The organism is Vibrio sp. F13 (genome assembly GCF_020806305.2).
GTDB lineage: Bacteria > Pseudomonadota > Gammaproteobacteria > Enterobacterales > Vibrionaceae > Vibrio > Vibrio crassostreae_C.
This window is the reverse complement of the sequence record NZ_CP170176.1, coordinates 462,615-486,906: the sequence shown is the minus strand read 5'-3', so window position 1 is coordinate 486,906 and position 24,292 is coordinate 462,615. Positions and strand designations below refer to the sequence as shown.

General features: G+C 44.1%; 24 protein-coding genes. 13 read left to right on the top strand and 11 right to left on the bottom strand.

Translation table 11 applies throughout. The features are described from left to right. Positions 1-44 precede the first annotated feature (44 nt). Positions 45-221 (top strand): hypothetical protein, encoded by a 177-nt coding sequence (locus tag LMH68_RS17155; protein ID WP_017061524.1) that lies wholly within the window; start codon positions 45-47, stop codon positions 219-221. 261 nt (positions 222-482) lie between these two features. Continuing rightward, a complete protein-coding gene (nhaD, locus tag LMH68_RS17150; RefSeq protein ID WP_017061523.1) occupies positions 483-1,922 on the top strand; it encodes a sodium:proton antiporter NhaD in 1,440 nt (479 codons plus the stop codon). Between the two features lie 14 nt (positions 1,923-1,936). Here nhaD and LMH68_RS17145 read toward each other — a convergent pair whose 3' ends face one another. The 3 genes from LMH68_RS17145 to LMH68_RS17135 all read right to left on the bottom strand — a co-directional run bounded on the left by LMH68_RS17145 (position 1,937) and on the right by LMH68_RS17135 (position 4,451). After that, the gene (locus LMH68_RS17145) at positions 1,937-2,323 is read right to left on the bottom strand and encodes a hypothetical protein (protein WP_017061522.1); all 387 of its coding nucleotides are present in this window, start codon (positions 2,321-2,323) and stop codon (positions 1,937-1,939) included. 171 nt (positions 2,324-2,494) lie between these two features. Continuing rightward, positions 2,495-2,977 carry a methylated-DNA--[protein]-cysteine S-methyltransferase gene (locus LMH68_RS17140; RefSeq protein ID WP_017061521.1) on the bottom strand — a complete coding sequence of 161 codons (483 nt, stop codon included), beginning with the start codon at positions 2,975-2,977 and terminating at the stop codon, positions 2,495-2,497. Positions 2,978-3,002: 25 nt separating this feature from the next. Beyond that, the gene (locus LMH68_RS17135; protein WP_065585205.1) at positions 3,003-4,451 is read right to left on the bottom strand and encodes a DNA-3-methyladenine glycosylase 2 family protein; all 1,449 of its coding nucleotides are present in this window, start codon (positions 4,449-4,451) and stop codon (positions 3,003-3,005) included. 236 nt (positions 4,452-4,687) lie between these two features. Here LMH68_RS17135 and LMH68_RS17130 point away from each other — a divergent pair, with 236 nt between their 5' ends. Then, entirely contained in the window at positions 4,688-4,891 is a 204-nt protein-coding gene (locus LMH68_RS17130) for a hypothetical protein (RefSeq protein ID WP_017061519.1), read from the top strand. A 110-nt stretch (positions 4,892-5,001) separates the two neighbouring features. Here LMH68_RS17130 and LMH68_RS17125 read toward each other — a convergent pair. Further along, positions 5,002-6,037, bottom strand: a protein-coding gene (locus LMH68_RS17125; protein WP_141707904.1) for an IS630 family transposase whose coding sequence is annotated in 2 segments (ribosomal slippage) — positions 5,002-5,577 and positions 5,579-6,037 — 1,035 coding nt in all. Because the reading frame shifts where the segments join, the coding sequence is not laid out codon by codon here. 151 nt (positions 6,038-6,188) lie between these two features. Next, complete coding sequence (locus LMH68_RS17120; RefSeq protein WP_017061518.1) at positions 6,189-7,079, bottom strand: LysR family transcriptional regulator; 891 nt, start codon at positions 7,077-7,079, stop codon at positions 6,189-6,191. 154 nt (positions 7,080-7,233) lie between these two features. Here LMH68_RS17120 and LMH68_RS17115 point away from each other — a divergent pair, with 154 nt between their 5' ends. Together LMH68_RS17115 and nagB are read left to right on the top strand one after the other, a co-directional pair. Then, a complete protein-coding gene (locus LMH68_RS17115; RefSeq protein ID WP_017061517.1) occupies positions 7,234-7,587 on the top strand; it encodes a DUF413 domain-containing protein in 354 nt (117 codons plus the stop codon). Positions 7,588-8,193: 606 nt separating this feature from the next. Next, positions 8,194-8,994 carry a glucosamine-6-phosphate deaminase gene (gene nagB / locus LMH68_RS17110; RefSeq protein WP_017057618.1) on the top strand — a complete coding sequence of 267 codons (801 nt, stop codon included), beginning with the start codon at positions 8,194-8,196 and terminating at the stop codon, positions 8,992-8,994. Between the two features lie 261 nt (positions 8,995-9,255). On the opposite strand, the gene LMH68_RS17105 is transcribed toward nagB, so the two are convergent. From LMH68_RS17105 to LMH68_RS17095, 3 genes are all read right to left on the bottom strand, one after another. Further along, complete coding sequence (locus LMH68_RS17105) at positions 9,256-9,792, bottom strand: MltR family transcriptional regulator (RefSeq protein ID WP_229647554.1); 537 nt, start codon at positions 9,790-9,792, stop codon at positions 9,256-9,258. 50 nt (positions 9,793-9,842) lie between these two features. Beyond that, positions 9,843-10,991: a mannitol-1-phosphate 5-dehydrogenase gene (locus LMH68_RS17100; RefSeq protein ID WP_076654078.1), complete on the bottom strand. Its 1,149-nt coding sequence runs from the start codon at positions 10,989-10,991 to the stop codon at positions 9,843-9,845. A gap of 183 nt (positions 10,992-11,174) precedes the next feature. Further along, positions 11,175-13,067, bottom strand: coding sequence for a PTS mannitol transporter subunit IICBA (locus LMH68_RS17095; protein WP_017066361.1), 1,893 nt, complete (start codon positions 13,065-13,067; stop codon positions 11,175-11,177). Between the two features lie 571 nt (positions 13,068-13,638). Between LMH68_RS17095 and LMH68_RS17090 the strand changes: the two genes are divergently transcribed. Continuing rightward, complete coding sequence (locus LMH68_RS17090) at positions 13,639-14,505, top strand: hypothetical protein (RefSeq protein WP_017065081.1); 867 nt, start codon at positions 13,639-13,641, stop codon at positions 14,503-14,505. 291 nt (positions 14,506-14,796) lie between these two features. Further along, a complete protein-coding gene (locus tag LMH68_RS17085; RefSeq protein WP_102428129.1) occupies positions 14,797-15,453 on the top strand; it encodes an NAD(P)H-dependent oxidoreductase in 657 nt (218 codons plus the stop codon). Between the two features lie 437 nt (positions 15,454-15,890). Here the strand turns inward: LMH68_RS17085 and gltS are convergent, their stop codons facing one another. Next, on the bottom strand, positions 15,891-17,117 hold the full coding sequence (gltS, locus tag LMH68_RS17080; protein WP_017060972.1) for a sodium/glutamate symporter: 1,227 nt from the start codon (positions 17,115-17,117) through the stop codon (positions 15,891-15,893). A gap of 316 nt (positions 17,118-17,433) precedes the next feature. Beyond that, positions 17,434-17,790 carry a YibL family ribosome-associated protein gene (locus LMH68_RS17075; protein ID WP_017060971.1) on the bottom strand — a complete coding sequence of 119 codons (357 nt, stop codon included), beginning with the start codon at positions 17,788-17,790 and terminating at the stop codon, positions 17,434-17,436. 326 nt (positions 17,791-18,116) lie between these two features. Between LMH68_RS17075 and LMH68_RS17070 the strand changes: the two genes are divergently transcribed. Further along, complete coding sequence (locus LMH68_RS17070; RefSeq protein WP_017060970.1) at positions 18,117-18,914, top strand: DUF4344 domain-containing metallopeptidase; 798 nt, start codon at positions 18,117-18,119, stop codon at positions 18,912-18,914. A gap of 141 nt (positions 18,915-19,055) precedes the next feature. Here the strand turns inward: LMH68_RS17070 and LMH68_RS17065 are convergent, their stop codons facing one another. Beyond that, positions 19,056-19,442, bottom strand: coding sequence for a tautomerase family protein (locus LMH68_RS17065; RefSeq protein ID WP_017072356.1), 387 nt, complete (start codon positions 19,440-19,442; stop codon positions 19,056-19,058). A gap of 252 nt (positions 19,443-19,694) precedes the next feature. Between LMH68_RS17065 and LMH68_RS17060 the strand changes: the two genes are divergently transcribed. The 5 genes from LMH68_RS17060 (at position 19,695) to phrB (ending at position 24,280) form a co-directional block, all read left to right on the top strand. Beyond that, complete coding sequence (locus LMH68_RS17060) at positions 19,695-20,315, top strand: LON peptidase substrate-binding domain-containing protein (RefSeq protein ID WP_017065084.1); 621 nt, start codon at positions 19,695-19,697, stop codon at positions 20,313-20,315. A 110-nt stretch (positions 20,316-20,425) separates the two neighbouring features. After that, a complete protein-coding gene (locus LMH68_RS17055; RefSeq protein ID WP_017060967.1) occupies positions 20,426-21,073 on the top strand; it encodes a sigma-70 family RNA polymerase sigma factor in 648 nt (215 codons plus the stop codon). Next, entirely contained in the window at positions 21,066-21,746 is a 681-nt protein-coding gene (locus tag LMH68_RS17050) for a ChrR family anti-sigma-E factor (RefSeq protein WP_017060966.1), read from the top strand. Before LMH68_RS17055 ends, LMH68_RS17050 begins: the two co-directional genes overlap by 8 nt. A 174-nt stretch (positions 21,747-21,920) precedes the next feature. Then, positions 21,921-22,868, top strand: a complete 948-nt coding sequence (locus tag LMH68_RS17045) for a YbgA family protein (protein ID WP_017060965.1) — start codon at positions 21,921-21,923, stop codon at positions 22,866-22,868. Next, positions 22,865-24,280, top strand: coding sequence for a deoxyribodipyrimidine photo-lyase (gene phrB / locus LMH68_RS17040; protein ID WP_065583940.1), 1,416 nt, complete (start codon positions 22,865-22,867; stop codon positions 24,278-24,280). The genes LMH68_RS17045 and phrB overlap by 4 nt, the downstream gene beginning before the upstream one ends. The last annotated feature ends 12 nt before the right edge of the window (positions 24,281-24,292 follow it).

The window sequence follows — 24,292 nt, the reverse complement described above, 5'->3', positions numbered from 1 at the left end:
AGGTGCTATAGACTTCGCGCAGCCAATATAGAAGGAGAACGGTGATGACTATGGAAATGAGAACGCTTAAATATCAAGTAATGGGCAAAGGCATGTGGATCACTGCAACAGTATCTCGCGTAGTAGCGGACAAACTTGCGCTTGAATACCAATCCTATGGCTGGCCTGTTGAAGTATGTGCAGCAGAACAAACACTGACGTTTGATCTCAATGCTGCATAATGTTGGCAATTTCGAATAAGCTCTATCGGCACTGAGTCCGGTAGGGCTTTTTCTTTGGTCTTTAGTCTTTAGTCTTTAGTCTTTAACTTAAGTGTGGAAGACAGTAATTTTGAGTATGTAAGACCGTATTTCGTTCACATCACAGTCTATTCCTTTCATTATAATCTATTGAATTATTAAGATATCTATCACACTGCACATGGTTATTTAGGTCTACTCTTTTACCCGTGTTAATAACTTATTAACTTCGGAGCGTAATCCATGTTAGGTATCCAGCTTTCTGCTGTTCTCTCTTTGTTACTCTTTTCTTCGGTAGCAGGTGCTGCCACTTCTCAGTTGGGAGAACCACTCAAGCTCACCAACTCATTCGCTGGCTACCTATCCCTGACCATTTTCGTTGTCGCCTACATCGTGGTGATGATGGAAGAGTACCTAAAGCTCCGAAAATCTAAGCCAGTGTTACTTGCAGCAGGACTGATCTGGATAATCATTGGTTTTATCTACCAAGAACACAACCTTGTTGAAGTCGCTAAGCAAGCACTCGAACACAACTTACTGGAATACGCTGAGCTGTTACTTTTCCTACTCGTCGCCATGACCTACATCAGCGCCATGGAAGAGAGAAGACTGTTTGATGCGCTGCAAGCGTGGATGGTGGGCAAAGGCTTTAATTTCCGCTCTCTGTTCTGGCTAACCGGTATTCTGGCCTTCTTTATCTCACCGATCGCCGACAACCTCACCACAGCTCTATTGATGTGCGCCGTGGTTCTGAAAGTCGCAGGATCTAACCCTAAATTCGTTAACCTAGCCTGTGTGAATATCGTGATAGCCGCTAACGCTGGCGGCGCGTTCAGCCCATTCGGTGACATCACAACGTTGATGGTGTGGCAGGCTGGTTATGTGAGCTTCAGTGAATTCATTCCCTTATTTATTCCTTCAGTGATGAATTACCTCGTCCCTGCAATGATCATGTCTTACTTTGTTCCCACAACCCAACCCGACACGGTGCATCAGCACGTTGAATTAAAACGCGGTGCAAGACGCATCGTGTTGTTGTTCATCATGACCATCGGCACTGCGGTTGCTTTCCATGCCGTACTCCACTTCCCTCCAGTAATGGGCATGATGATGGGGCTGGCGTATCTACAGTTCTTTGGTTATTTCTTGCGTAAGACCTTACCAAATTCACTGGCGAAGAAAAAAGCGGTGGCGATTGCCAACAATGATGGGGGGGCATTGAAGCGACTCGGTTCAGTCGTGCCCTTTGATGTATTTCGAAGAGTGTCCCATGCCGAATGGGACACTCTGCTGTTCTTCTACGGCGTGGTAATGTGTGTAGGTGGCTTGAGTCTACTGGGATACTTGGAGCTTGCCTCTGGCGTGATGTATAGCCAATGGGATCCAATTTGGGCCAACATCATGGTGGGGATCTTATCTGCGATTGTCGATAACATTCCGGTGATGTTTGCCGTGTTATCGATGGAACCTCAAATGTCGATGGGTAACTGGCTACTGATCACCTTAACCGCAGGCGTTGGCGGCAGCTTGTTATCTATTGGTAGTGCGGCAGGTGTGGCGTTAATGGGCGCGGCGCATGGCAAATACACCTTCTTTGGCCACTTGAAATGGATGCCAGTGATCATGATTGGCTATGCCGTCAGTATCGCTGCACACCTATGGCTTAATGGCGATCTTTTTTAATTCGGAGATCTTTTCTAGTTCGAACTGTCTTTCACAGGCTTATCTACAAGTGTCCAGACGTTACTCAATTGTATCGCTGGACATTGGTTGCAAGTTAGCATCTCGCCCTTCTGTTGAATGCGCATCACTAGTCTAGAGTCAGTTCGGCTGCTTCCAGAATTGAATTCAATGGTGATCAAGTCATCATCAACACGATAGGTTCGAGTCACGGAATTATCCGTTGTTTGATAAGTCACTTGCCCGGATTCAAAAAGTAGATAACTGTCATTATCTGCGTTCTCATACATACCTTTGAACAGAGCAAGCTGTGGAACCTCGAAAGGTCGGCTGGTATCAGTTAAACAACCTGTCAGCAATAATGCAGAGCTGCAGCCAGATATTAGTAAGGGGAATCTATTCATTTGGGCATCCTTGCCTAGAGAACATAGTCAAAGAATATGCAACCAAATCGATATTTCCCAGAAAGCGTTGATTTTAATGCAAAGTCATATTTTAAGAACCACTCGCCTTCACCATTAAGTAGTACGAGATATTCAGCCAGCATCTCGACAGGCTCATGGCTAAATCGCTTGCTAGTCTTGCTCTCTTCCCTCTATCACCAATAAGTGCTGTTTACGTTCTACGCCACCTGCATAACCCGTCAGTTTGCCGTTTTTACCAATCACACGGTGACACGGCACAATCACTGAAACCGGATTTTTGCCATTCGCCAAACCCACAGCACGAACGGCTTTCGGATTGCCTATCGCATCGGCCAGTTGTGCATAGCTCCAAGTCTCTCCATAAGGAATGGTCGTCAGCGCCTGCCAAACCGACTGCTGAAATGGCGTGCCCTTGGCTGCAATCGGCACAGAAAACTGAATAGCTTCGCCCGAGAAATAGCGATTAAGCTGCTCGATAGCCAATGCAAAGATCGGAAAGCTATCATCTTGAACACCCAACGGTTCCGGCTTGGTGGTATGTGTCTCGAACCAAAGGCCGAGCAAGCCTTCATCGTTCGCCTGTAACGTCACGGTTCCCAATGGGCTCTCATAGTAAGTAAAACGGTTGTCCATGATATCTCCTAGCTTAGTATTCCGATTAAGACTGATTCCAACAGTGGAACGTGGCGTAACTACCCCAAGGCGAAACACTCTCTGTATTAATCGTAGAGCGATGCTCAATGAACTTCTTCACCACCAAATCGCTAATCAACAGGTGGTTAGGCTCACTTAGCCCTCTGAGCAGCGCGTACTGAATCGTCCAAGGCCCAATGCCCTTTAGGTCAATCCACTTAGAAGGGTGTTCGGCTTCGTTGTCGACCATGTATTCGGCAAAACGCTTTAAAGTTTCCTTACGACTTCCCGGCATTCTTAAAAAGCTCACATCAGCATCAGCTATTTGTTTAGGTGTTGGGAAATACGCTTTCTCAGATGCATAAGCAATTTGTTGTAATTCAGAGCACTCTTGGGAATTAGCCAACTCTTGTAAAACAGAAGCTTGATGCGTACCAGAAATCTCTCGCACCAGTAAGTTGAGTTGGCCGATCGCTGCTGTTACTGAGACTTGCTGCCCTAGAATCGCTCTTACACCAGCCTCCCAAGCACTCCAAACGCCAGGAATACGGATACCACTCTTGGCAACCAAGTTAGGATCAATGGTCATAAAAAAAGCCTCAACCTTGGCAATATCGACATCAAGGTCGAACATACGTCGAATGTTAGCAATCAAACTTCTTAATTGGCTTATATCGTCCAACTCAAATTCAATATCTAAGCGGTTTTCTTTTACTAAGGTGGCCTTGAACCAGCCTTTAGAACCATTCACATTTACCGTGCGCTTATAATAATCTTCGCCAACGCCTTCTAAGCCCTCAATCATTCTTCGTCGATAAAACCTCAACAAGTGGTTCCAATCTAAGGGTCCATGAAAACCAAGCTGAATATGATTACTCTGAGTGTCACTTGGCTTCGCTCGCCTAATTTGGCTTGGCGAAAGCTGCAGCTCTTTTTGAAAGGCATCATTAAAACGGCGCGTACTATTGAAGCCACTAGCAAAGCCGACATCAGTAATGCTCATGCTACTGGTGTGCAGCAACTGCTTGGCAAACATCAATTGACTGTACAGACTATATTGCTTGGGTGACACGCCGATGTAATTGTCGAATAAGGTTCGTAAATAACGATCTGAAATACCTAACCGCGTTGCAAGGTCGACGATAGATCCTGAATTCAGAGCGCCATTATCAATCAACTGCATCGCACGTAAGAAAGTGGTTTCGACGCCCTTCCAAGCCGGCGAAAAAGGTGCGCTGTCTGGTCGACAACGTAAACAAGGACGATATCCCGCTTTCAATGCTTGAGCTTGATGGGAAAAATATTCGACATTTTCTTCTTTGGGTGGTGTGGCTGGGCAAATCGGGCGACAAAAAATTCCTGTCGTTTTCACCGCTGTAAAAAACATCCCATCAAAGCGAGCATCTCGTGCATATCGAGCCAAATGGCACTGCTCACTGGTTAAGCTGCTGTTGTGATTGATCTTTTTCGACATGCCGTACTCTTCCCACTTACCATAGCGTTTGATCCTATACCTAAAAGTTTACCGTGAACCACCATTGTCGCTAGCCACTTTCGGAAGCGAAGGTCAGATAAATCACAAAAAAGGGTTTTAATTTTATTCAATTCGACTAAATTTAACCTAGAGAGGACATTCTTCTCACAACGTCAACGATCGGTACTTAGCACGCCAAGATGCAGAGACCTATCGAATATAAAAAGGAAAAGGCTATGGTTCTACACACATGTCGTATTGTTTTATCAAATCAACAGGTTCTCACCAGTCAATCAGTCGAGCAGTCTCTAAGCTTTCTTGAAGACAAAGCGGACAACGGGATTTCTATGATCGAGATTGACGCAACGGATGGCAATCAAATCCATTCGTACATGTCACACTCTCTTGAAGAGTCTATTGAGAATCTAATGAACCTATAGGGCTTTTAATAAAGGCTACACATACCAGGCTTAAACGATATTTATGGAATTAGAAACGATCTCTAGTTCCGAAAAGAAGTACATTTCTGGTTTAATACCAATCCGGAAAATTAACTGATCAGGTCAGTCCAATCTCTTGTACACATTTTTGTGACGCGATCTTTGCACTCAAGAAATCCATTCCAAGCGCTACAGACCTTCGAAACAATATCGTTATAATCAATGAAGTTTTGGTTTGCTAGATAGTGTTGCCTTAACCAACTCCACACTTGCTCTATAGGGTTAAGCTCTGGTGAGTATGGCGGCAATTTGATAATACTGACATTATCAAATGGGTTAGCAATATCATCGGTATGCCATCCTGCGCCATCCATTATTACCACTGAATGACGGTCTTTTTCTGTGACTTTAGATATCTGCTCTAGATGGTTTATCATGATGTCTTTGTTAACCCAAGGGACGACCATTGCCTCACCAATCCCTCTCGATGGGCACACTGAGCCAAACAAATAAGCGTATTCAAATTGCTGCTGTTTTACTACGCGAGGTCTCGTTCCACGAGTAGCCCAAAGACGTGTTGTTGTGTTCTGCTGACCAAACCTAGCTTCGTCTTGAAACCAGACATCAACACTCTCTAGCCCAATATGGCCGGGGATCTTAAGGATTGTTTCGATTTGGAATTTTTTTAAAATCGTCCTGTATTTGCTGTGATTGTTTAGGGTGTTTGGAACGAGAAGTTATCCAAGAAAAACCCATGTGGTCGAGGAGATAATAGATGGAATTAGGGTGGTAGTGCTTGTCAAAGTGTTTAACGATGTAGTCATGTATATCGCTTCCAACAAGGCGGCCACCAGAAGGTGATTCAGCTTCTTTTTTTATGAAGGCACTGAGTTGAGCCCGCTGCTCATCGGTGAGGTATGCAGGCCTACCAGTCCGAGGTTTTTCTTGAAGTCCTTCTAGGCCTTCTTCAAAAAAAATCCGAACCCATTTATTGACACTGGTTCGACTGACTTTGAGAGATTTTGCAATTTGTGTACGAGAGAGGCCGTCTTTAAAGTGTGCTAGCGCAAGTAAACGCATCTTCATCTGAATGGTTTTTTGCTGGCTCGCAAGCTTTTTGAAGTCAGTGTTATTAAGGCTATCCATGGCTAAATTTCACAATAATTCATCAATCTTAATTAGATCACATTTTTACTTTAATTGGTATAAAACAAAAATGGCTCCCAACTATACAATTAGTTGGGAGCCATTTTTTATTGAATCTAATCAGCAAAGCCACTGCTTACCGCGAATGCCGTTACTCAGGTGCTTGTTCAGCGGCTTGCTGCAATGTGTAAGCCGTCGATGGGTCAATCTCATTAACCAACTTCTCAACCTGCATGATCGCATCAACCGAGGTACTGCTTTTACGGTAGCTCAGATAAATTGGGAGATACCAGTCTTCAACCCCTTTCACCTTGTGCAGCTGACCCGAATCGATAAAAGGTTCGACTAGAGACACCGGAAGATACGCACTGCCGCCTTTCTCTAAAATGAAATCGAGGGCGATACGGGCTGTAGAGGTACGTAGGTACGGTGCTGGCACTTTAGGGTGACGTTCTGCGTGTTCAGAACCAAAGCGCGTTCCCCAATCCACATAAACATACTTATGTTGAAATACAGATTCCAGATCATCTTGCTGCGTTGATACCAACACCAAAACCAAGTCAGCGACTTTTTTACAGTTCAGCTCTTCTGCTTTGATCTGATCGAACGCGAAAGCCATATCTAAGGTTCGTTCTAACAAATTACGGTTCAGTTGCTCGCGCCCCATCACCTCTGCCATAAAGCCGTAACCACCAAAAGAGTCGGTTACCACACTTAAACAGTTTTGCAGATACGCATCCCAAATATTCGGCGTGCCGCCCAGCGTTAACTGCAAGGCTTTACCACTCTCTAACGACAGCTCAAATTTGGCTTGTTGTAGGGTGGACACCATCACTTCGGCATAACCAATCAAACGTTCACCGGAAGATGTGAGTTTGATGTTATTGCGGTCACGAATGAAGAGCTGAGTATCAAAATAGCCTTCAAGCTGTTTGATCCGCGCACTCACCGCCGCTTGTGTTAAATACAAGTTTTCAGCTGCACGCCCAAAATGGCGCACCCTTGCAACCTCAAGAAAGGTTCTAAATACTTTCACATCCATCAAATACATCTCTGTAATAAATCTGCTAACTAGCCGATCTAGGATTGTTTATCGTAAAGGCAAAAACATTTTGTTTCCTATTTTAGCCTTTTAACAATATTTTCGCGTGAGCAATAAACACTAATTTCTATCTAACCACATTACTGAGGCTGATATGTCTGAGACCGAATTCCGACACGGAAAAAAACGTTTTTATGACACCATTAAATTCCCGAGAGGGTTCGCTAAGTCGGGTGATTTTACTCTTTCAGAAGAGGAAATCCTAACCTTGTTTGGTGACACTATGCTTGCACTTGAAACTGGTGAACTAGCACCAATCAATGCAGAAGAAAAACACTTCATTAAAGTGTTGTCTCACCCTCATAAGGCAAAGTCCAAGTTAGAGCGTGTTTGGTTGAAGTACATTCAACTGGCTCGTGGACGCCGTCGCTTTCACACCCTAAACGGCTGCAAACGCGGCGACGTATCTAGGGAAGAATACGAAAGTGAGTTAGTGTTAGAAGATTAGTAAAATCGCTCAAAGTGATACCTCATCACTTTGGGCTTTTTTTTGCCTTCAAACACACATCTTCTTTGTAATTGGTAAGTTTAGCCAACCTATCCATTTTTACCAATATTTAGATACAATTCATAGCGATAGCGTGACTAAAACACAGCTCTCGTTCAATCTTATGGGTATTCATTCCACTGAGATTCATCGTTCTTCATCCTGCCCCTGTCTTTTATCACGATAGCGCTCCATTGCCATCATTATTTTTCTAGTTTCAACTATACGCTCAACGCTTGTTTATACTCGAAACACGTTAATGCACCAAAATTCGTCAATGGTTCGAGCGATGCCATTATTGCAATAATCGTATCAAGGCATAGAAACACACCAACCCTTTCAGGTGCTGAATTAGATCAACATTGCTGTATATGACAAACGTATTAATCTTGTTTAACGCCACCAAATATCCATACAATAATTGTGCAATTTTGAGAGTTCCAGTCACAGTTACGACGAAAAAAGCAAAAACTTGACCTAAAACAATAGCGGAACTGGATAACTTATTTTATAATGCGAATTAATGTTTCAGAACACTATAAAATTTTATTTCTAGGGGCAAAATCAATGAGACTTATTCCATTAAGCAACAAAGCTAAAGTAGGTAAATGGGCTGCTCGTCATATCGCAGATTCAATCAACAAGTTCGCTCCAACGGCTGAGCGTCCATTTGTACTAGGTCTTCCTACTGGTAGCACACCTCTAACTACTTACGCTGAGCTAATTGAACTTTACAAAGCTGGCGAAGTTAGCTTCAAGCACGTTGTAACATTCAACATGGATGAGTACGTTGGCATCGACCCTAACCACCCAGAGTCTTACCGCACATTCATGCACGAGAACTTCTTCAACCACGTTGATATCCAAGCAGAAAACATCAACCTGCTAGACGGCAAAGCTGAAGATATCGATGCTCACTGTGCAGCATACGAAGAGAAAATCCGTTCATACGGCAAAATCAACCTGTTCATGGGCGGCGTAGGCATCGACGGTCACATCGCATTCAACGAACCAGGTTCTTCTCTATCTTCACGCACTCGTATCAAAACGTTGACTGAAGACACTCGTATCGCGAACTCTCGTTTCTTCGATGGCGACATCAACCAAGTTCCTAAATACGCACTAACTATCGGTGTTGCGACTCTTCTAGATGCAGAAGAAGTGATGATCCTTTCTCTAGGCCACAACAAAGCTCAAGCGCTTCAAATGGCTATCGAAGGTTCTGTAAACCACATGTGGACTGTTACAGCTCTACAGATGCACCGTAAAGCTATCATCGTTGCTGATGAGCCAGCTCAACAAGAGCTAAAAGTTAAGACTCTACGCTACTTCCAAGAGCTAGAAGCTGAGAACATCCAAGACCTATAATTCCTATAGTCTTGAATAGCAGGGCGTTTTTATAAAGAGAGCGTCTTGAATAGAAAAAGCCACTGAATGTGGCTTTTTTTGTGCCTGCTGCTTTTGTATTTAATGGGAAGATATTTCGGATATTTTTTAGAAGCACAAAAACAACAAAGCGATTTCTCCAACGAGAGAAACCGCCATCATTTTAATCTTTGTATTGAAACGAACCAACAACTACAAGATATGTAGGGTGTGAAACAAGATAAGCAGGGCTGCAAACTAGAGCTAAGAGCTCAGCGCGTTATCTCGGCACAAGGTAGTGATAATGTCAGTGATAGCTAATACGATCGTCGACTTCACCTTTTGATTATGTCGCCCCAAGAACATTTCAAGCATTGGGCCAGACATGGTTTCCACCATCTCCGCGTCATATTCGATAGGCATAATACGCTGAATCGCGTGCACCTTGTTGAGCTCAAATATCACATCAACTTCTGTGAAGCTGGTGTCTTCACCCTGTATTTTCGCCCACTCTTTCAAGGTAACGAAAACCTCAAGATCGTCGTAGAGTTCTTTACTGATCACGCCAAGCCCGAGTAGCAACTTAGCACGAATCATGATCTCGCCTAACGGCCCACCACTGTTGAGAAGTGGCTCGACAACGAACTTAATTGCAGTGTCGTCTTTCTTAAAGATGTTTTTTAATACGGCATCTACCGTGTCGTCCAATGCATCATAAGCAGCCATTAGGCAGGCGCCAGCACTCTCAGCTTCCGAAAGGGCTTCGAGTAATTCAATTTCATGGCTTGTTTGTATTGGCATAACGGCTCGACAATAAGAAAGTGCCACTGGTGTGGCACTTTGATGGTTTATCATTTCAATGCTAGATAAGCTTCTTCCGCTAGTTTAACAACTTCTGAGTCACTATTCAGCTCAGAATAATGCGCTAATGTCTCAGCAAAGCCTTTTTCTGCGAACATTGCTTGAAGTTCAACCGCTTGAGGGTCGTCTTCGTTCTTGTAATGGAACGCAGCAGCGATTGCTTTTACTAGGTGAGCATTTGGTAGGCCGTACTCTAATGTACCGTTTAGAGGCTTAACTAGGCGGTCTTGCGGGCTCAGTTTACGAATTGGCTGACGACCAACGCGGTCTACTTCATCACGTAGGAACGGGTTAGCAAAACGACCTAGAATCTTCTGGATGTAGGCAGCGTGAGCTTCTGGATCAAAGCCGTAACGCTTAATCAGAACTGCACCACTCTCTTCCATCGTTGCCGTTACTTCAGCACGGATTACGTCATCTTCGATAGAGTCTTTGATTGTCTCGTGACCTGCAAGGACACCAAGGTATGCCGTTACCAAGTGACCTGTGTTTAGCGTGAACAGTTTACGCTCAACGAAAGCCATTAGGTTGTCAGTGCATTCCATACCTGGGATGTTTGGAATCTCACCTTTGAATTGTGTTTGGTCTACGATCCACTCGCTGAACGTTTCAACCGTTACCGCTAGAGGATCTGTTTCGCCCGCTTCTGCCGGTGGAACAATACGGTCAACCGCAGAATCAACAAAACCAATGTGCTCTTCAGTGAACGCTTTCATTTCATCAGAAAGGTGCTCTAACACGGCTACTTTTAACTGGCTAGTACCGCGAACCATGTTCTCTGCCGCGATGATGTTCATTGGTGCAGTGTTGTTTGCTGCTGCACGCTTTTCAATGCCTTGAGCGATAGACTTAGAGATGATTTTAAGAACCGTAGGGCCCACTGCAGTCGTCACAAGATCAGACTCAGCAATGCAATCTACTACTGCGCTTGTCGCTGAGTTTACTGCTGTCACGTTCTTAACAACTTCGACAACACACTCTTCGCCAACAATCTTAACTGGGTATTCTTGGCGTTCAATTAACGCATTTACAACCGTTTCATTTACGTCAGCAAACGTAACCTTCATACCAGCATCAGAAAGAAGCTTACCAATGAAACCACGACCGATATTACCTGCACCAAAATGTAACGCTTTCATAATTTTGACCTTATAAATATTTGAATCTAGATAGCTAACTGCTCAACAACATGCCTTGACGATGTGCCCTAGGCATTAAGCAGTAAGCTATTCAGACTGAATCTTGTTAGAAAGATTAAGACCGAAAATGAGGCCAGTAGGGGGATACCGGCCTCCTTCACTCAGGAGCTTGACTAGAGCTTTTTAGTTTCCGTTGAGAATACGTAGAACATCAGCAGGGTTTGTTGTGTTCTGTAGGCATTCCACAGCTTCTTCATCATCGAGTGAATTGGTAATCGCCATCAGCACCATGTTGTGCTCATCGCCTTGTGCGGCAATACCGATAACCATCTTCGCGATATCATCTTCATCTTCGCCCCACTGAATACCTTCAGGGTACTGACAGAAAACGATGCCGGTTTTTTGTACGTACTGTTTCGCTTCGATTGTGCCGTGTGGTACTGCGATAGACTCACCTAGGTAAGTAGACACAAGCTCTTCACGAGCAAACATGCCATCTACGTATTCTGGTGATACGTTGCCAAGTTTTACTAATTGTTCGCCAGCAAACTTGATTGCGTCTTCTTTTTGAGTCGCTTTAAGGCCAAGGAAGATGCTGTCGTCAGTGAGTGCAAGCTTGTTGCCTTCTTGCGCTGGAGCTGCTGCAGGAGCCGGAGCTTCTACTTTCGCTTCACCACTTTGAGCATCGACAAGCTCGGCAACTAGTTGGTCGTATACGCCGCCGTCTAGGAAGTTGCTTAGAGACATATGCATCGCACCTGGCACAGTGCTACGAGCACGGTCTGTTAGGTCTTTATGCGTAATAACGATTTGCGAATCAGCCGGTAGATTGTTGATTGCGTAGTTGGTTACTTCAATGTCTAGGCCAGCTGTTGCTACTTTCTTACGTAGTAGACCTGCACCCATTGCACTTGAACCCATACCCGCATCACACGCTACATAAACTGCTTTTACATCCGCTAGGTTTACGTTTGCTTCTGCTGCTGCACCTTTAGAAGACGCTTTCATGTCTTTCATTTGTGCAGAAGCTTTCTCTAGTGAATCTTCCTCATCATCTTGCGCTGATGTTTTAAGAAGGATTGACGCTACAACAAACGATACTGCCGTTGCTGCGATAACAGATAGAATCACGCCGATGTAAGAGCCTTTTGGCGTCATCAGTAAGACTGCGAAGATAGAACCTGGAGATGCTGGAGAGATAAGGCCAGAATCGAACATTACGTTAGTGAATACACCCGCCATACCACCTGCGATTACCGCAAGAATTAGACGTGGGTTCATTAGAACGTAAGGGAAGTAAATTTCGTGGATACCCCCTAGGAAGTGGATGATAGATGCACCAGCAGCAGATTGCTTCGCGCTACCTTTACCAAACACCATGTAAGCAAGTAGAAGACCAAAACCAGGACCTGGGTTTGCTTCGATTAGGAAGAAGATAGAGCGACCCATCTCTTCAGATTGCTGGATACCTAGTGGAGAGAAGATACCGTGGTTGATTGCGTTATTTAGGAATAGGATTTTCGCAGGTTCAACAAAGATAGATGCTAGAGGTAGTGCACCCGCTTCTACCATTGCGTTTACGCCAGCCGCAAGTCCGCCAGACAGAATCTTAACCGCAGGACCAATCACGATGAACGCGATGATCGCACAGATCATGCCGATGATACCCGCAGAGAAGTTGTTCACTAGCATTTCGAAACCACTCTTCACTTTACCGTGAACAGCTTCATCGAATTTCTTAATTGCGATACCACCTAGTGGACCTACAATCATTGCACCCATGAACATTGGGATATCAGTACCAACGATAACACCCATTGTTGTGATAGCGCCCACTACCGCACCGCGGTCACCACCAACCATTTTACCACCGGTGTAACCAATCAATAGTGGCAGTAGGTATGTAATCATAGGACCAACCATTGATGCTAACGTTTCGTTAGGCCACCAACCCGTTGGGATGAATAGTGCAGTAATGAAACCCCACGCAATAAATGCGCCGATGTTTGGCATTACCATATTGGATAAGAAACGACCAAAGTTTTGAACCTTAATCTTTGCTTCTGGTGATAACATAGGTAGAACCCCGTAATGTATTGGTTGGTCAAATGACCGAAAGTGTGTACTCAAAAGTCGATTAAAATGTATCACAACATTTCCAAAATGCACCTTAGCCCAACTTTCGTGATAGCCATCACACACGAAAAACACTTTCGGGTTAACAAGCACACCTTAGATCACAAAAACACCATGAATTTAAATTACAAAGCCAAATTAATGAGAATAGATATCATCAACACACGATCTAGATCACATTTTATTTTGTAATACTTAAAAATAAATAGTGATTAAAGTCACATTTAATAAAATATAGCATCTAAGATCTATATAAACCGTATAAAAGAACATCGTGTCACGTATATAAAATATGCACCCAGATGAGCAAAATCGCGATACCTGTAATTTAATTACAGGTTGAGCTACATTTTGCTAAACATACAAAACGAGACCTAACGCTCTACTAAAAACATAGACCACTGAACTGCAGTTAGCATTGATAGATGTGATATGGTATTTACCAACGCTATCGCATCATATATATATCCAACACCCATCAGCTGATCACTCCGCTATTTGAGAAAAGACTATGTCAGACAAAATTTCCACATCCGCACTCGCTAAACAAAAAGGCATAGAAGCTAAAGCTTTATTTAGCGATCTAAAAACAGCGGGCTATATAGTGCGTTCACAAGAGCGTTGGATTCTCACAGAACGGGGAGAAAGCTTTGGTGGGGAATATGTCGAACACAAGAAGTTTGGTGTCTTTATTGTCTGGCCAGAGAAACTGCTTATCGATTTGGACTCATTCTCAGGAAAAACACTCACCGCCACCCAGCTTGGCAGTGCCTTTCAACTCAGCGCAAAGAAAATCAACTTACTGCTCAACGAGCTTGGTTGGATAACAAAAGAAGAAGACGGTTGGCATGTCACCTCTACAGGCTTAAAAGCCGGAGGTGAACAAAGAGAAGACAAAGCGACTCAAAACTTATTCGTGGTATGGCACGACTCATTGGTTCGCAATAAACGTTTAAAGCAGTCTGTTGTTGAATTCCTAGGGCATGATGCTGAAAGCCACTCGACCGATGTGTCATTCTCCAGTTTTCGTCAGAAATTTAAGGCGAAGCACCGAAGCTTAGACGGGCATTATGTTCGATCAAAGGGAGAGCTGATCATTGATAACTGGCTTTATATGGCAGGAGTGGTCCATGCGTACGAGCGTCCGCTTCCGATATCAAAAGAAGTGATCAGCGATTTTTATCTACCAAGTGGCAAAGTATACATCCAGTTCTGGGGAACTGATTCTGCGCCAATCGCCGAAAATAAACGTGAAGCTACGAGAAAAATCTATGAAGAGCATGGTTTTGGTTTAATCGAAATCACGCCAGAAGATATCCCCAACCTAGACAGCGTACTTCCGCCATTATTGCGCCAATATGGTATCAAAGCGTACTAAGCTACTGAATCTAGAGATTCCACCTCCATTAAGATCACACTTATTGAATCATTATGGACATTATTAACCATAGTGATTTGATATGTTCGCTATTTTTCCCGAGTCATTCTTCTATTATCTTACACCCATCGACTTGAGCTACCGCAGATACTCGATTTATTGGGGCATGTTCGCTAACTATTTAGACGTTCAATCTATTGAGATTCGTTTAAATTGGTTATCCGTTTATTGTTGACGTAACTGAACATAAAACCCTACAACATTTATTATTGATAGATATTAGGATTCAACATGACTCATCCAATCATTACTGATCTAAACACTCGTTACACAGCTAAAAAATACGATGCAGAAAAGCGCATCTCTGCGGAAGACATGGAAGTAATCAAAGAAGCACTTCGCTTGTCAGCTTCTTCTATCAACTCTCAGCCTTGGAAATTCATCATCATTGAGAGTGACGCAGCAAAACAACGCTTCCACAATACTTTCGAAAACATGTTCCAGTTTAACCAACCACATGCGAAAGAAGCGTCACACACGATCCTGTTTGCTCACGATCCTAAGTACACTAAAGAGAAATTCGCGAAGCGTGCTGATACAGAAGTAAGCTCTGGTCACTTACCAGCTGAAATGTACGAGCAATTCTTAGGTGCTTACGCATTCGCAGAAATGAACACAGACGAAACAGGTTTCAACGGTAACTGGACTAAGTCTCAAGTTTACATCGCACTAGGTAACACACTGCACACACTAGCTCGTCTAGGTATCGCTTCAACACCTATGGAAGGTGTAGATGCAGCTATGATCAGCGAAGAGTTTGCTGACGAATTAGAAGGTCACGTTGTTGATGTAGCTCTAGCTATCGGCTACCACAAAGACGGCGAAGACTACAACTACGGCAAACCAAAAGCGCGCCTAACTCTTGATGAAGTCGTTACAACACTTTAGGGCGTGTTGACCTTTTGTGGTTAAATTTTGTTCGGATGGGGACGCCTAGTCAAAAGCGTTTTAATCGCGGTGAGGGAGAAGTAGCCTAGTCATTCTAAGCAAACCTCCCTCAACAAAGAGTAAAACGCTTTTTGCGGTGGCGCCCAGCCCGAACCCTTCGGGCAGCGTTTGCTGGTCATTTCTACTGCGTTATCGGCTTCTCATGTAGGCTAGCTACACATCGATGCCTCTGCCTTGTATAAATACCCAGCAACTCACTGCAAAAATCAGCTCGAAAGATCAACACGCCCTAGTTATTGATGTGACAGAGCCCTAACCGCAGGGGTATCAGGCAAGAAAACCTCGATAAACAAGAACAAAAAAAGCCAGTCAACAGACTGGCTTTCTTGTATTCATCTTAGTGCGATAAGCACATTGCGTTTAAGTAAAGGCGAACATTAACCGATAAACGAGATGTAACCCTGAAGGATAATCAGGTTAACGATATCGATAAAGAAGGCACCAACAATTGGCACCACCATGAACGCCTGTGGTGAAGGACCAAAACGGTTCACCAAAGAGCCCATGTTCATTACCGCTGTTGGTGTTGCACCTAGGCCGAAACCACAGTGACCACCTGCCATAACCGCTGCGTCGTAGTTAGAACCCATTACTTTGAACGTCACAAAGTAAGAGAAGATACCTAACACAACCGCCTGAACCGCAAGGATAACCAAGAACGGAATCGCAAGGTCAAATATGTTCCAAAGCTTAAGGCTCATTAGCGCCATTGCTAGGAACAGTGACAATGACACCGTACCAAGAATATCGACCGTTTCGCTGTCAGTCTTATGCAGCTTAGTCACTTCAAACACGTTAGTGATGAACACACCGATAAACAACGCGTAAACGAAGTCAGGAATCATCAACCAAGAAATTTCAAAAGTCGCCACCCACTGCTCTAGGTACTTCGCACCCGTGATACAGATAAGAAGGATGAACAACACTTCAATCACCTTCTTCGCCGTCACTTTGTCTTCTTCATACTCGTTGTAAGTAACAAGTTCAGGGAAGCGTTCATGTGTTTGCGTGCCAGTGCCGTACTCAGATTCAAGCTGGTTTTTATCAATCAGCTTTTGCGCCACTGGGCTACCGATAATACCACCGATGATCAAACCAAAGGTCGCTGAAGCCATCGCGATTTCTAGCGTATTTGCAATGCCAAACGTGTCTGCAAAAGTTTGAGACCAAGCCGCGCCTGTGCCGTGACCGCCCGAAAGGGTGATAGAGCCAGCAATCAAACCCATCAAGGGTTCAAGGCCTAGTGCCGTAGCTAAGGTTACGCCTACACCGTTTTGGATAATGATGTAAACCGACGCTACCCCTAAGAATAGGAATACCTTAGCACCACCTTTTATCAGCTGCGTGTAGTTCGCCGCAAGACCGACCGTTGCAAAGAACATCAACATAAACGTGTTCTGCAGGGGCAAGGAAAACTCAAGATCAAGGCCGTTAAAGTGCAGGGCTGTAATAGCAAAAGCGACAATCAAGCCGCCGACAATGGGCTCTGGAATGTTGTACTTTTTGAGAATCGGAAGCTTTGCATTGACGAAATGACCTAGAAACAAAACACTAATCGCGATTAGGAAGGATTCTAGTGGTCCAATTGAAATTAATTGATTCATATAACCTCTATTTTTTTACGTTCTCATCTTCCCTAATGAGTCTAGTTTTATCTGTAATTATTTGTGCTGCTCTACCTATATTTATACAAACTGGAGAGAAAGTGTGGATTCGAAAAGCGAACACATTACTGCGATCGCTTAGTACCATGTTAGTAGCACGTTAACTTTTATAGGAGATAAAAGGATTTGTGACAACAATCACCTCCTAAAAGTTGAAAACGGCGTGAGTATCTATGCCGCTGACTCTGCTTTCTTAATACCTAAAAAAGCAAAAAGGAGCTATTTCTAGCTCCTCTTTCATCACCATCGCTGGTAATTAGAATTTTTTCGGTGCGTAACCAGTCATAACCTCAATGCGAAGTTCTTTACCGATCTTCGTCATTGGGTGAACAATTACGAGTCCTTTAACAGACTTTTTAAGTTTACCCATATCCGCTTGCTCAGCCTTAGTGATCTCACGGCTAAATGGCATATCAACCAGAGACTTACGCTCTTGGTTCACATCATAGCTTTCTTTGTGTTTAAGCTGGGCAATTTTCTTAGTTAGCTTCTTAATCTCTTCCTCGAACTGACGAACAACAGGACGATCATTACGAGTTTTAGCAGCATCTAACTTGTGGCGACACTTGTCTAGACGGTTGTTAATTTGTTGAAGTTCGTTTTTAACACTCATAATAATTTCCTAAGATTAAACAAGCCAATTCGGATTGGGGCGCGGAGTATAGCACAAGGGTTGTGTTGAACCGAAATTTATCTGTTAATTACCAATAGAAACGAATCACATCGACACCGCTCATTCAGCTTACTTATTCTTTGTGGCGAATCTCTAAGCGGATTATTCATTGATAGGATAGCGCCTACTTCAAAAATTGCAGTCCTCGATGCATCAAAATTCCGTCTAAACTTATACTCTAACGCAATAACTAAATCAGGGTACACAGCTTGGAGTTGTTACCCCCAGCACGACTCTGAATCGCAACGTAATCACAAGGATAGCCGATGACATTATTGAAACGAACATTGACCTGCAGCCTAGCCCTGAGTGCAATGTTTGCCACAACTTATGCATCTAGTGAACAAGCCACCCAAAGTAACCTAATCGTCGAGTACTCTACACCGCAAAATACCGAAGAAGAGCAGCTCAAACGAGAGATTCAAAGCAGTGGCGTTAATGACACCGTGGTCGACCTATCAAACCAACTCTTCATGTTTGAGAAGCCATTAACCATTCAATATGGCGGGGAAGAAGGACCACTCTACGATCCACAAACCCATCAAGTACTGATCCCTTACAGTTTTTACGCTGAGTCACTCAATTACTTTGAGAAGAACCAATACGAAAAAGAGTATGGGAAATCTGCGCAAACCGGCGCTATTGATACCTTGCTGCACACCCTGCTACACGAGACTGGGCATGCGTATATCGAAGATCAGAACATTGCCATATTGGGTAAAGAAGAAGATGCGGTTGATAACCTAGCAACCGTGCTACTGCTTAACTACGTAGAGCATGGGGCCGACGCTGCTATCAGCGCTGCAGACATGTTCGCTTTCGAGTCAGAAGACCGCCCAGAGTATTACGACTTGGGGGAATACATCGACGAGCACAGTTTCGACCTGCAGCGTTACTTCTCCACGTTATGCTTGGTGTATGGCAGCGATCCCGATGCCTATAAGAACTTGCTCGATGAAGTGGAAAACGACTATTTGAAAGACAGAAAAGAGTTCTGCGTTGAGCACTTTGACGTGATCAATGAAAATTGGCATCAGTATTTAAAAAAGAGTGACGATGCTTAGATGCTTAAAGGTTAGTGTCGAGAACTAGGAAAACGGCTTTGGCATCAAATTCCAAAGCCGTCACTCGATAGATTGGCTTAAGTCTTACGTGTTAAGAGTTAAGAGTTAAGAGTTAAGAGTTAAGAGTTAAGAGCTTAAACCCTAGACGTTCACTTTGTACTTCAGATCTTGAGCTTCATCGCCGGTCATCCCTCGAAATCCCCAGCAATGCGATGGCTGTTCCTTAATGGAAATTTCAATATCAATTGGAGAGATAGCTAACTGCTTCTCTATCTCAGAAAATATCTTCTTAATTAAGCGCTTTTTGGTGTTTACCGCTCGACCTTCCATCATATTTATCTCAATGACGGTATAGGCTTCTGTTCTTCCTTCCGGGTAAAAGAAGTCATCTCGTTCCAATGGCACAAACCGATGTGCTCGCTTGTCATCGGGTAAACCCATTTCACTGTTCAAGCACTGCTGCAACACATTAGAGAGCTGCAACTTAATTGGATTTAAGCACTCTTTGATACCATAAATAACAATCATGACCATTCCTTTGATGCGATGTTAGGTATAGAAGAACGTCAGATAGAAGCATCGTCTGGCAACTACCCATTCGCTTACTATTTGTTCATATATTACCTAATGACGCGTATGAGAAAAGGTAAAAACAATGAATTTATGAACAGGTGCAACAAAATATCTATCCCTTTGCGAACATAAGCCGAAGCGAATTGATCGAACACCACCCTCCCCGCGTATATCTTCTCGAATCACATCTGAACTAAGGAGTACTATGTGCCGAATTCACCTAGGAAGACCACGCGGACAGACGCCGAACCAGAAACACCCGTAGAGTCTTCTCTGGAGCTCGCTGTGTTTCCCCTCCCCATCTTCCTTTTACCGGGAGGCAGACAAAGACTGCGCATTTTTGAGCCAAAGTATCTCGCGATGGTCGCTCACGCAGCGCAGGGCGATGGTTTCATTATCGCCACTCAAGACAAATCTAACTCTGATCATCTCAGCTCTTGGGGAACAAAGGTGACCATCGTCGACTTCAATATGTCGGACGACCAGATATTAGAAATTGATGTCGAAGGCGAAAAGTTGGTGCAATTGCATGGGTCGTTTCGAGACGATGATGACCTGATTAAAAGTAAGTTCAGCTTGTTGCCTCACTGGCCTACCGATGAATATAAAGTGCCTAACGTGTTTACCGCTTTTTTGGTTCAGTTGTTTCGCGACCACGATTCGATAAGAACACTCTATCCCACTCCTGATTTTGAGAGCCCACAATGGATCTGTGCGCGATTGCTCGAAATGATGCCTATCCCACTGGAAAAGAAAACAGAATTTACTGAGCCAGCCAGTTTTCCGTCTCTAGTTCCTTTTTTGAATCAAATCATTACGGGGCAATAAGCACTTTTCTTCACTATAATTTTGTATAGTAGAAATTAATTTAAATTAAAGTGATCCCGACTTTCTCCTTTCACGTAGTGCCCATCAAATTCGCATGATGGTTAGTTACTATGCAAGTGGAAAGCAGAAGTTCAGGGAACGGCAAGGAGCATGTCATTATTCCCGATAACAAAGTACCTACAGACAACAAAGTACCGACAGAGCTCTCGAGCTGGCTGGTGTTGGTTGGTACAGACCGAGACAAGCAGGCGTTCACCTGTTTGTTCAAGTTCTTCGCTCCTAAGATCAAGCGTTTTGGTATCAGTAAGTTGGGTGGCGAAGCTGCTGCAAACGAGCTAGTTCAAGACACGATGACTAATGTTTGGAAGAAAGCACATCTCTACAATGTAGATAAAGGCGCTGCGACCACTTGGGTCTACACGGTAATGCGTAATGCAGCATTCGACATGTTGCGCAAAGTGAAAGCGAAAGCCGAACAAACGATAGCCGACGATATCTGGCCAATCGATGCGATGGTAGCCGAGTCTCAAAGCGAAGATTTGCCATTCGGTGACCATTTGATGAGCCGACACGTAATGACTCAAATAGAAAAGTTGCCTCTCGCTCAGAAAACCATCGTCAAAGGCGTTTACTTTCAAGAGCTCTCTCAAGAGCAACTCGCTCAGCAACTTGGCGTCCCACTTGGAACAGTGAAATCACGTCTGAGACTCGCTTTAGCCAAATTAAAAGTTCACATGGGGGAACAAGACCATGATTAAACATCACCCAAACGCGGCAATCTTGAAAGACTTCGTCGATGGCACGTTGGCTGATTCAGTTTCTTTGATTGTTTCTAGCCATGTAGAGCTGTGTGAACACTGCCAACAACAAGTCAAGCAGCTTACAGCTGTAGCAGCGAATAATGCTTTTGACGCAGAGCCAGTATTCTCAAATGAAGATCTAGACAGCTTCTCAATGGACGACATGGACTTTGATTTTGACGCGATAGAGCAAATCACAGCTGATACTTCTCAGTCTGTTGAAGTGACTCCAGAGGTTCAGAAAGTAACTGTTGCTGACACGACATTCACAATCCCTCGCGCTCTAAACTCAGTAGCGAGAAAGGACTGGATGAACCTAGGCAAAATTTCACGAGCAAGACTCGATTTTGCTGACGAAGCACACCACACCAGCTTGTTGCACATCGACAAAGATGGACAAGTGCCTTGCCACACCCACAAAGGCTTCGAGATCACGCTTCTTCTAGAGGGCAGTTTCGAAGACGAAATGGGCGTTTACAACAAAGGTGACTTCATCTGGTTGGATGGCAATCACACTCATCAACCGGCAACAAAAGAAGGTTGTGTCTGTTTAACCGTTTCAAGTGATGCGCTTTACTTCACAAAAGGTGTGAGCCAACTATTCAATCCACTTGGAAAATATATCTATTAACCCAGTTGCAGGCTATAAATATACAGGATGGCATAAAGCTATCCTGTATATCGTCAATACATCTGAATAAAAACAACTACGGTGTCAAAGTAAAAACACACCCAGCTCTGTAAATACGATTAGCAATGTTGAACTATAAGAAAAAGCTCAGAGCAAGAGCAAAGGAGTTGGCCAATGGAAAAGAAAATCAAAATCGGTATCAGTGCATGTGTTGCTGGACATAAAGTACGTTTCGACACAGGTCATAAACGCTCTCGTTTTTGTACAGACGACCTAGCAGACTACGTGGAATTGGAACCTGTTTGCCCAGAGATGGCTGTTGGTCTTCCAACCCCTCGTCCAACCATTCGTCAAACAAGAATGCTAGATGACATCATCCATGTTTCTCGCCCTGATGGCTCAGGTGATGTGACCAACGAACTGATCGAGTTCGGTCAAAACTACTCAAAGAAAAACCAACACATTGCTGGCTTTATTGTGTGTCAAAAAAGCCCAACCTGCGGCATGGAGCGCGTGAAGGTGTACCACCACCATGGTCGCGGCTCTGAATCGACAGGCATAGGCATGTTCACCCAACAAATTATGGACGGCAACCCGTTACTTCCCGTTGAAGAAAACGGCCGCCTTAACGATCCCATTTTGCGTGAAAACTTCATGACTCGAGTGTTCACTTACCAAAAATGGCTCGATCTTGTGGATGAAGGTGTGACCAAGCACAAACTGATTCAGTTCCACAGCGCCCACAAATATCTAGTCATGTGTCACCACGTTGAGGGTTACAAAAGCTTAGGCAAACTGCTAGCGGGTAATGATTTAGATATCGACGAACTAGCGGCTCAATACATCGAAGGCTTGATGACGGCGTTGTCTCATCACGCGAATCGAGGCAGTCACGCCAATACGCTGCATCATTTGCAGGGTTACTTTAAAAAACAACTGAGTAGCGCTCACAAGCAAGAGCTGACCAACCAGATCGCATCATTCAGAGAGGGCGTTGTTCCACTGCTAGTGCCACTGACACTGATCAATCACTACCTGATGGAATACCCGAACGAATACCTAGAATCACAGGTTTACCTAAACCCGCACCCTCAAGAACTTAAACTGAGATACGGATATTGAGCGACATACTATGGATACGACGAGACCTGCGGATTCACGATAACCCAGCGCTCGTCGCGGCAGTTGAAAACGGCGTAACGACCGCCGTTTTCATTTCAACGCCTCAAACGTGGCGGCAACACCACCTTGCGCCGATCAAAGCTGATTTCATCTATCGTCATCTAAAACAACTCGATTCCCAGCTCGCTGAATTCGGGATAACGTTGCTTCACCTGAAAGCTAGCGACTTTGACGACCAATCCAAACAGCTCATCGATTTGTGCCAGCAGCTTGATGCCAAGTGCGTCTACGCTAACTCTGAACCAGAGGTCGATGAACAAGCTCGCGATAAAAAGCTGATTTCAAGCGGCCTAAACCTGAAGATCAGCGATTGTGACGTTATGCTGCCACTCGGTAGCGTTCTCAACAAACAAGGCGAGATGTTCAAAGTCTTTACGCCCTTTAAGAACGCTTGGTTAAAAGAAGTTCAGGTGAAAGGCATCATCTGCAGTCCAGCTCCTGTCGAGTCAGCTGAACGTTCACAAACACAGCTTCCTGACGACTTACAAGCCTTAACCATCTCTGCTGACTATGATTTCGATTTTCCGCGTGTTGATTCGAGTCGCTGGCCATTAAGCCAAGATGTATTGGGCAATGTGATCCCCAATTTCTTAGGCAATAAAGTCAACGACTACGCACGTCTGAGAGATATTCCCTCAGTTAAAGGAACATCGGGGCTATCACCTTATTTAGCGATTGGCGCCGTGAGCCCACGTTGGTTAGCGATTCAATTGATTCAGCAGCAACCCGATCTGTTATTTGATACGCAATTACCGGCCTTTTGTTGGCTCAATGAATTGATTTGGCGAGATTTTTATAAGCATTTGATGTTCCACCACCCTAAACTGGTCAAAGGTGCTAACTTTCAGCAAAAATACAATGGTTTAGATTGGTATCACGATCATCCTAGCTTCAAAGCTTGGTGCGAAGGAAAAACAGGATATCCATTGGTTGATGCCGCAATGCGTCAACTGGTTGAAACGGGCTGGATGCACAACAGACTAAGAATGGTGGTGGCAAGCTTCCTAACCAAGCACCTGCTTATTGACTGGCGTTGGGGCGAGCGTTTCTTTATGTCGCACCTTATCGACGGAGACTTTAGTGCCAACAATGGTGGCTGGCAGTGGGCTTCAAGTACTGGCTGTGATGCTCAACCTTACTTCCGAATTTTCAATCCAATCACTCAGAGTGAAAAGTTTGATCCAAAAGGAATTTTTATTCGTAAGTACATACCAGAGCTGCAAAATATCCCAGATAAGCATGTACATTTCCCACATGACTTTATCGCTAAAAACGGAATAGACAGCGAATACTGGCAACCCATCGTTGAGCATAAAGAAGCACGATTGAGAGCCTTAGCCTTCTTCAAATAATTAGAGTGAATA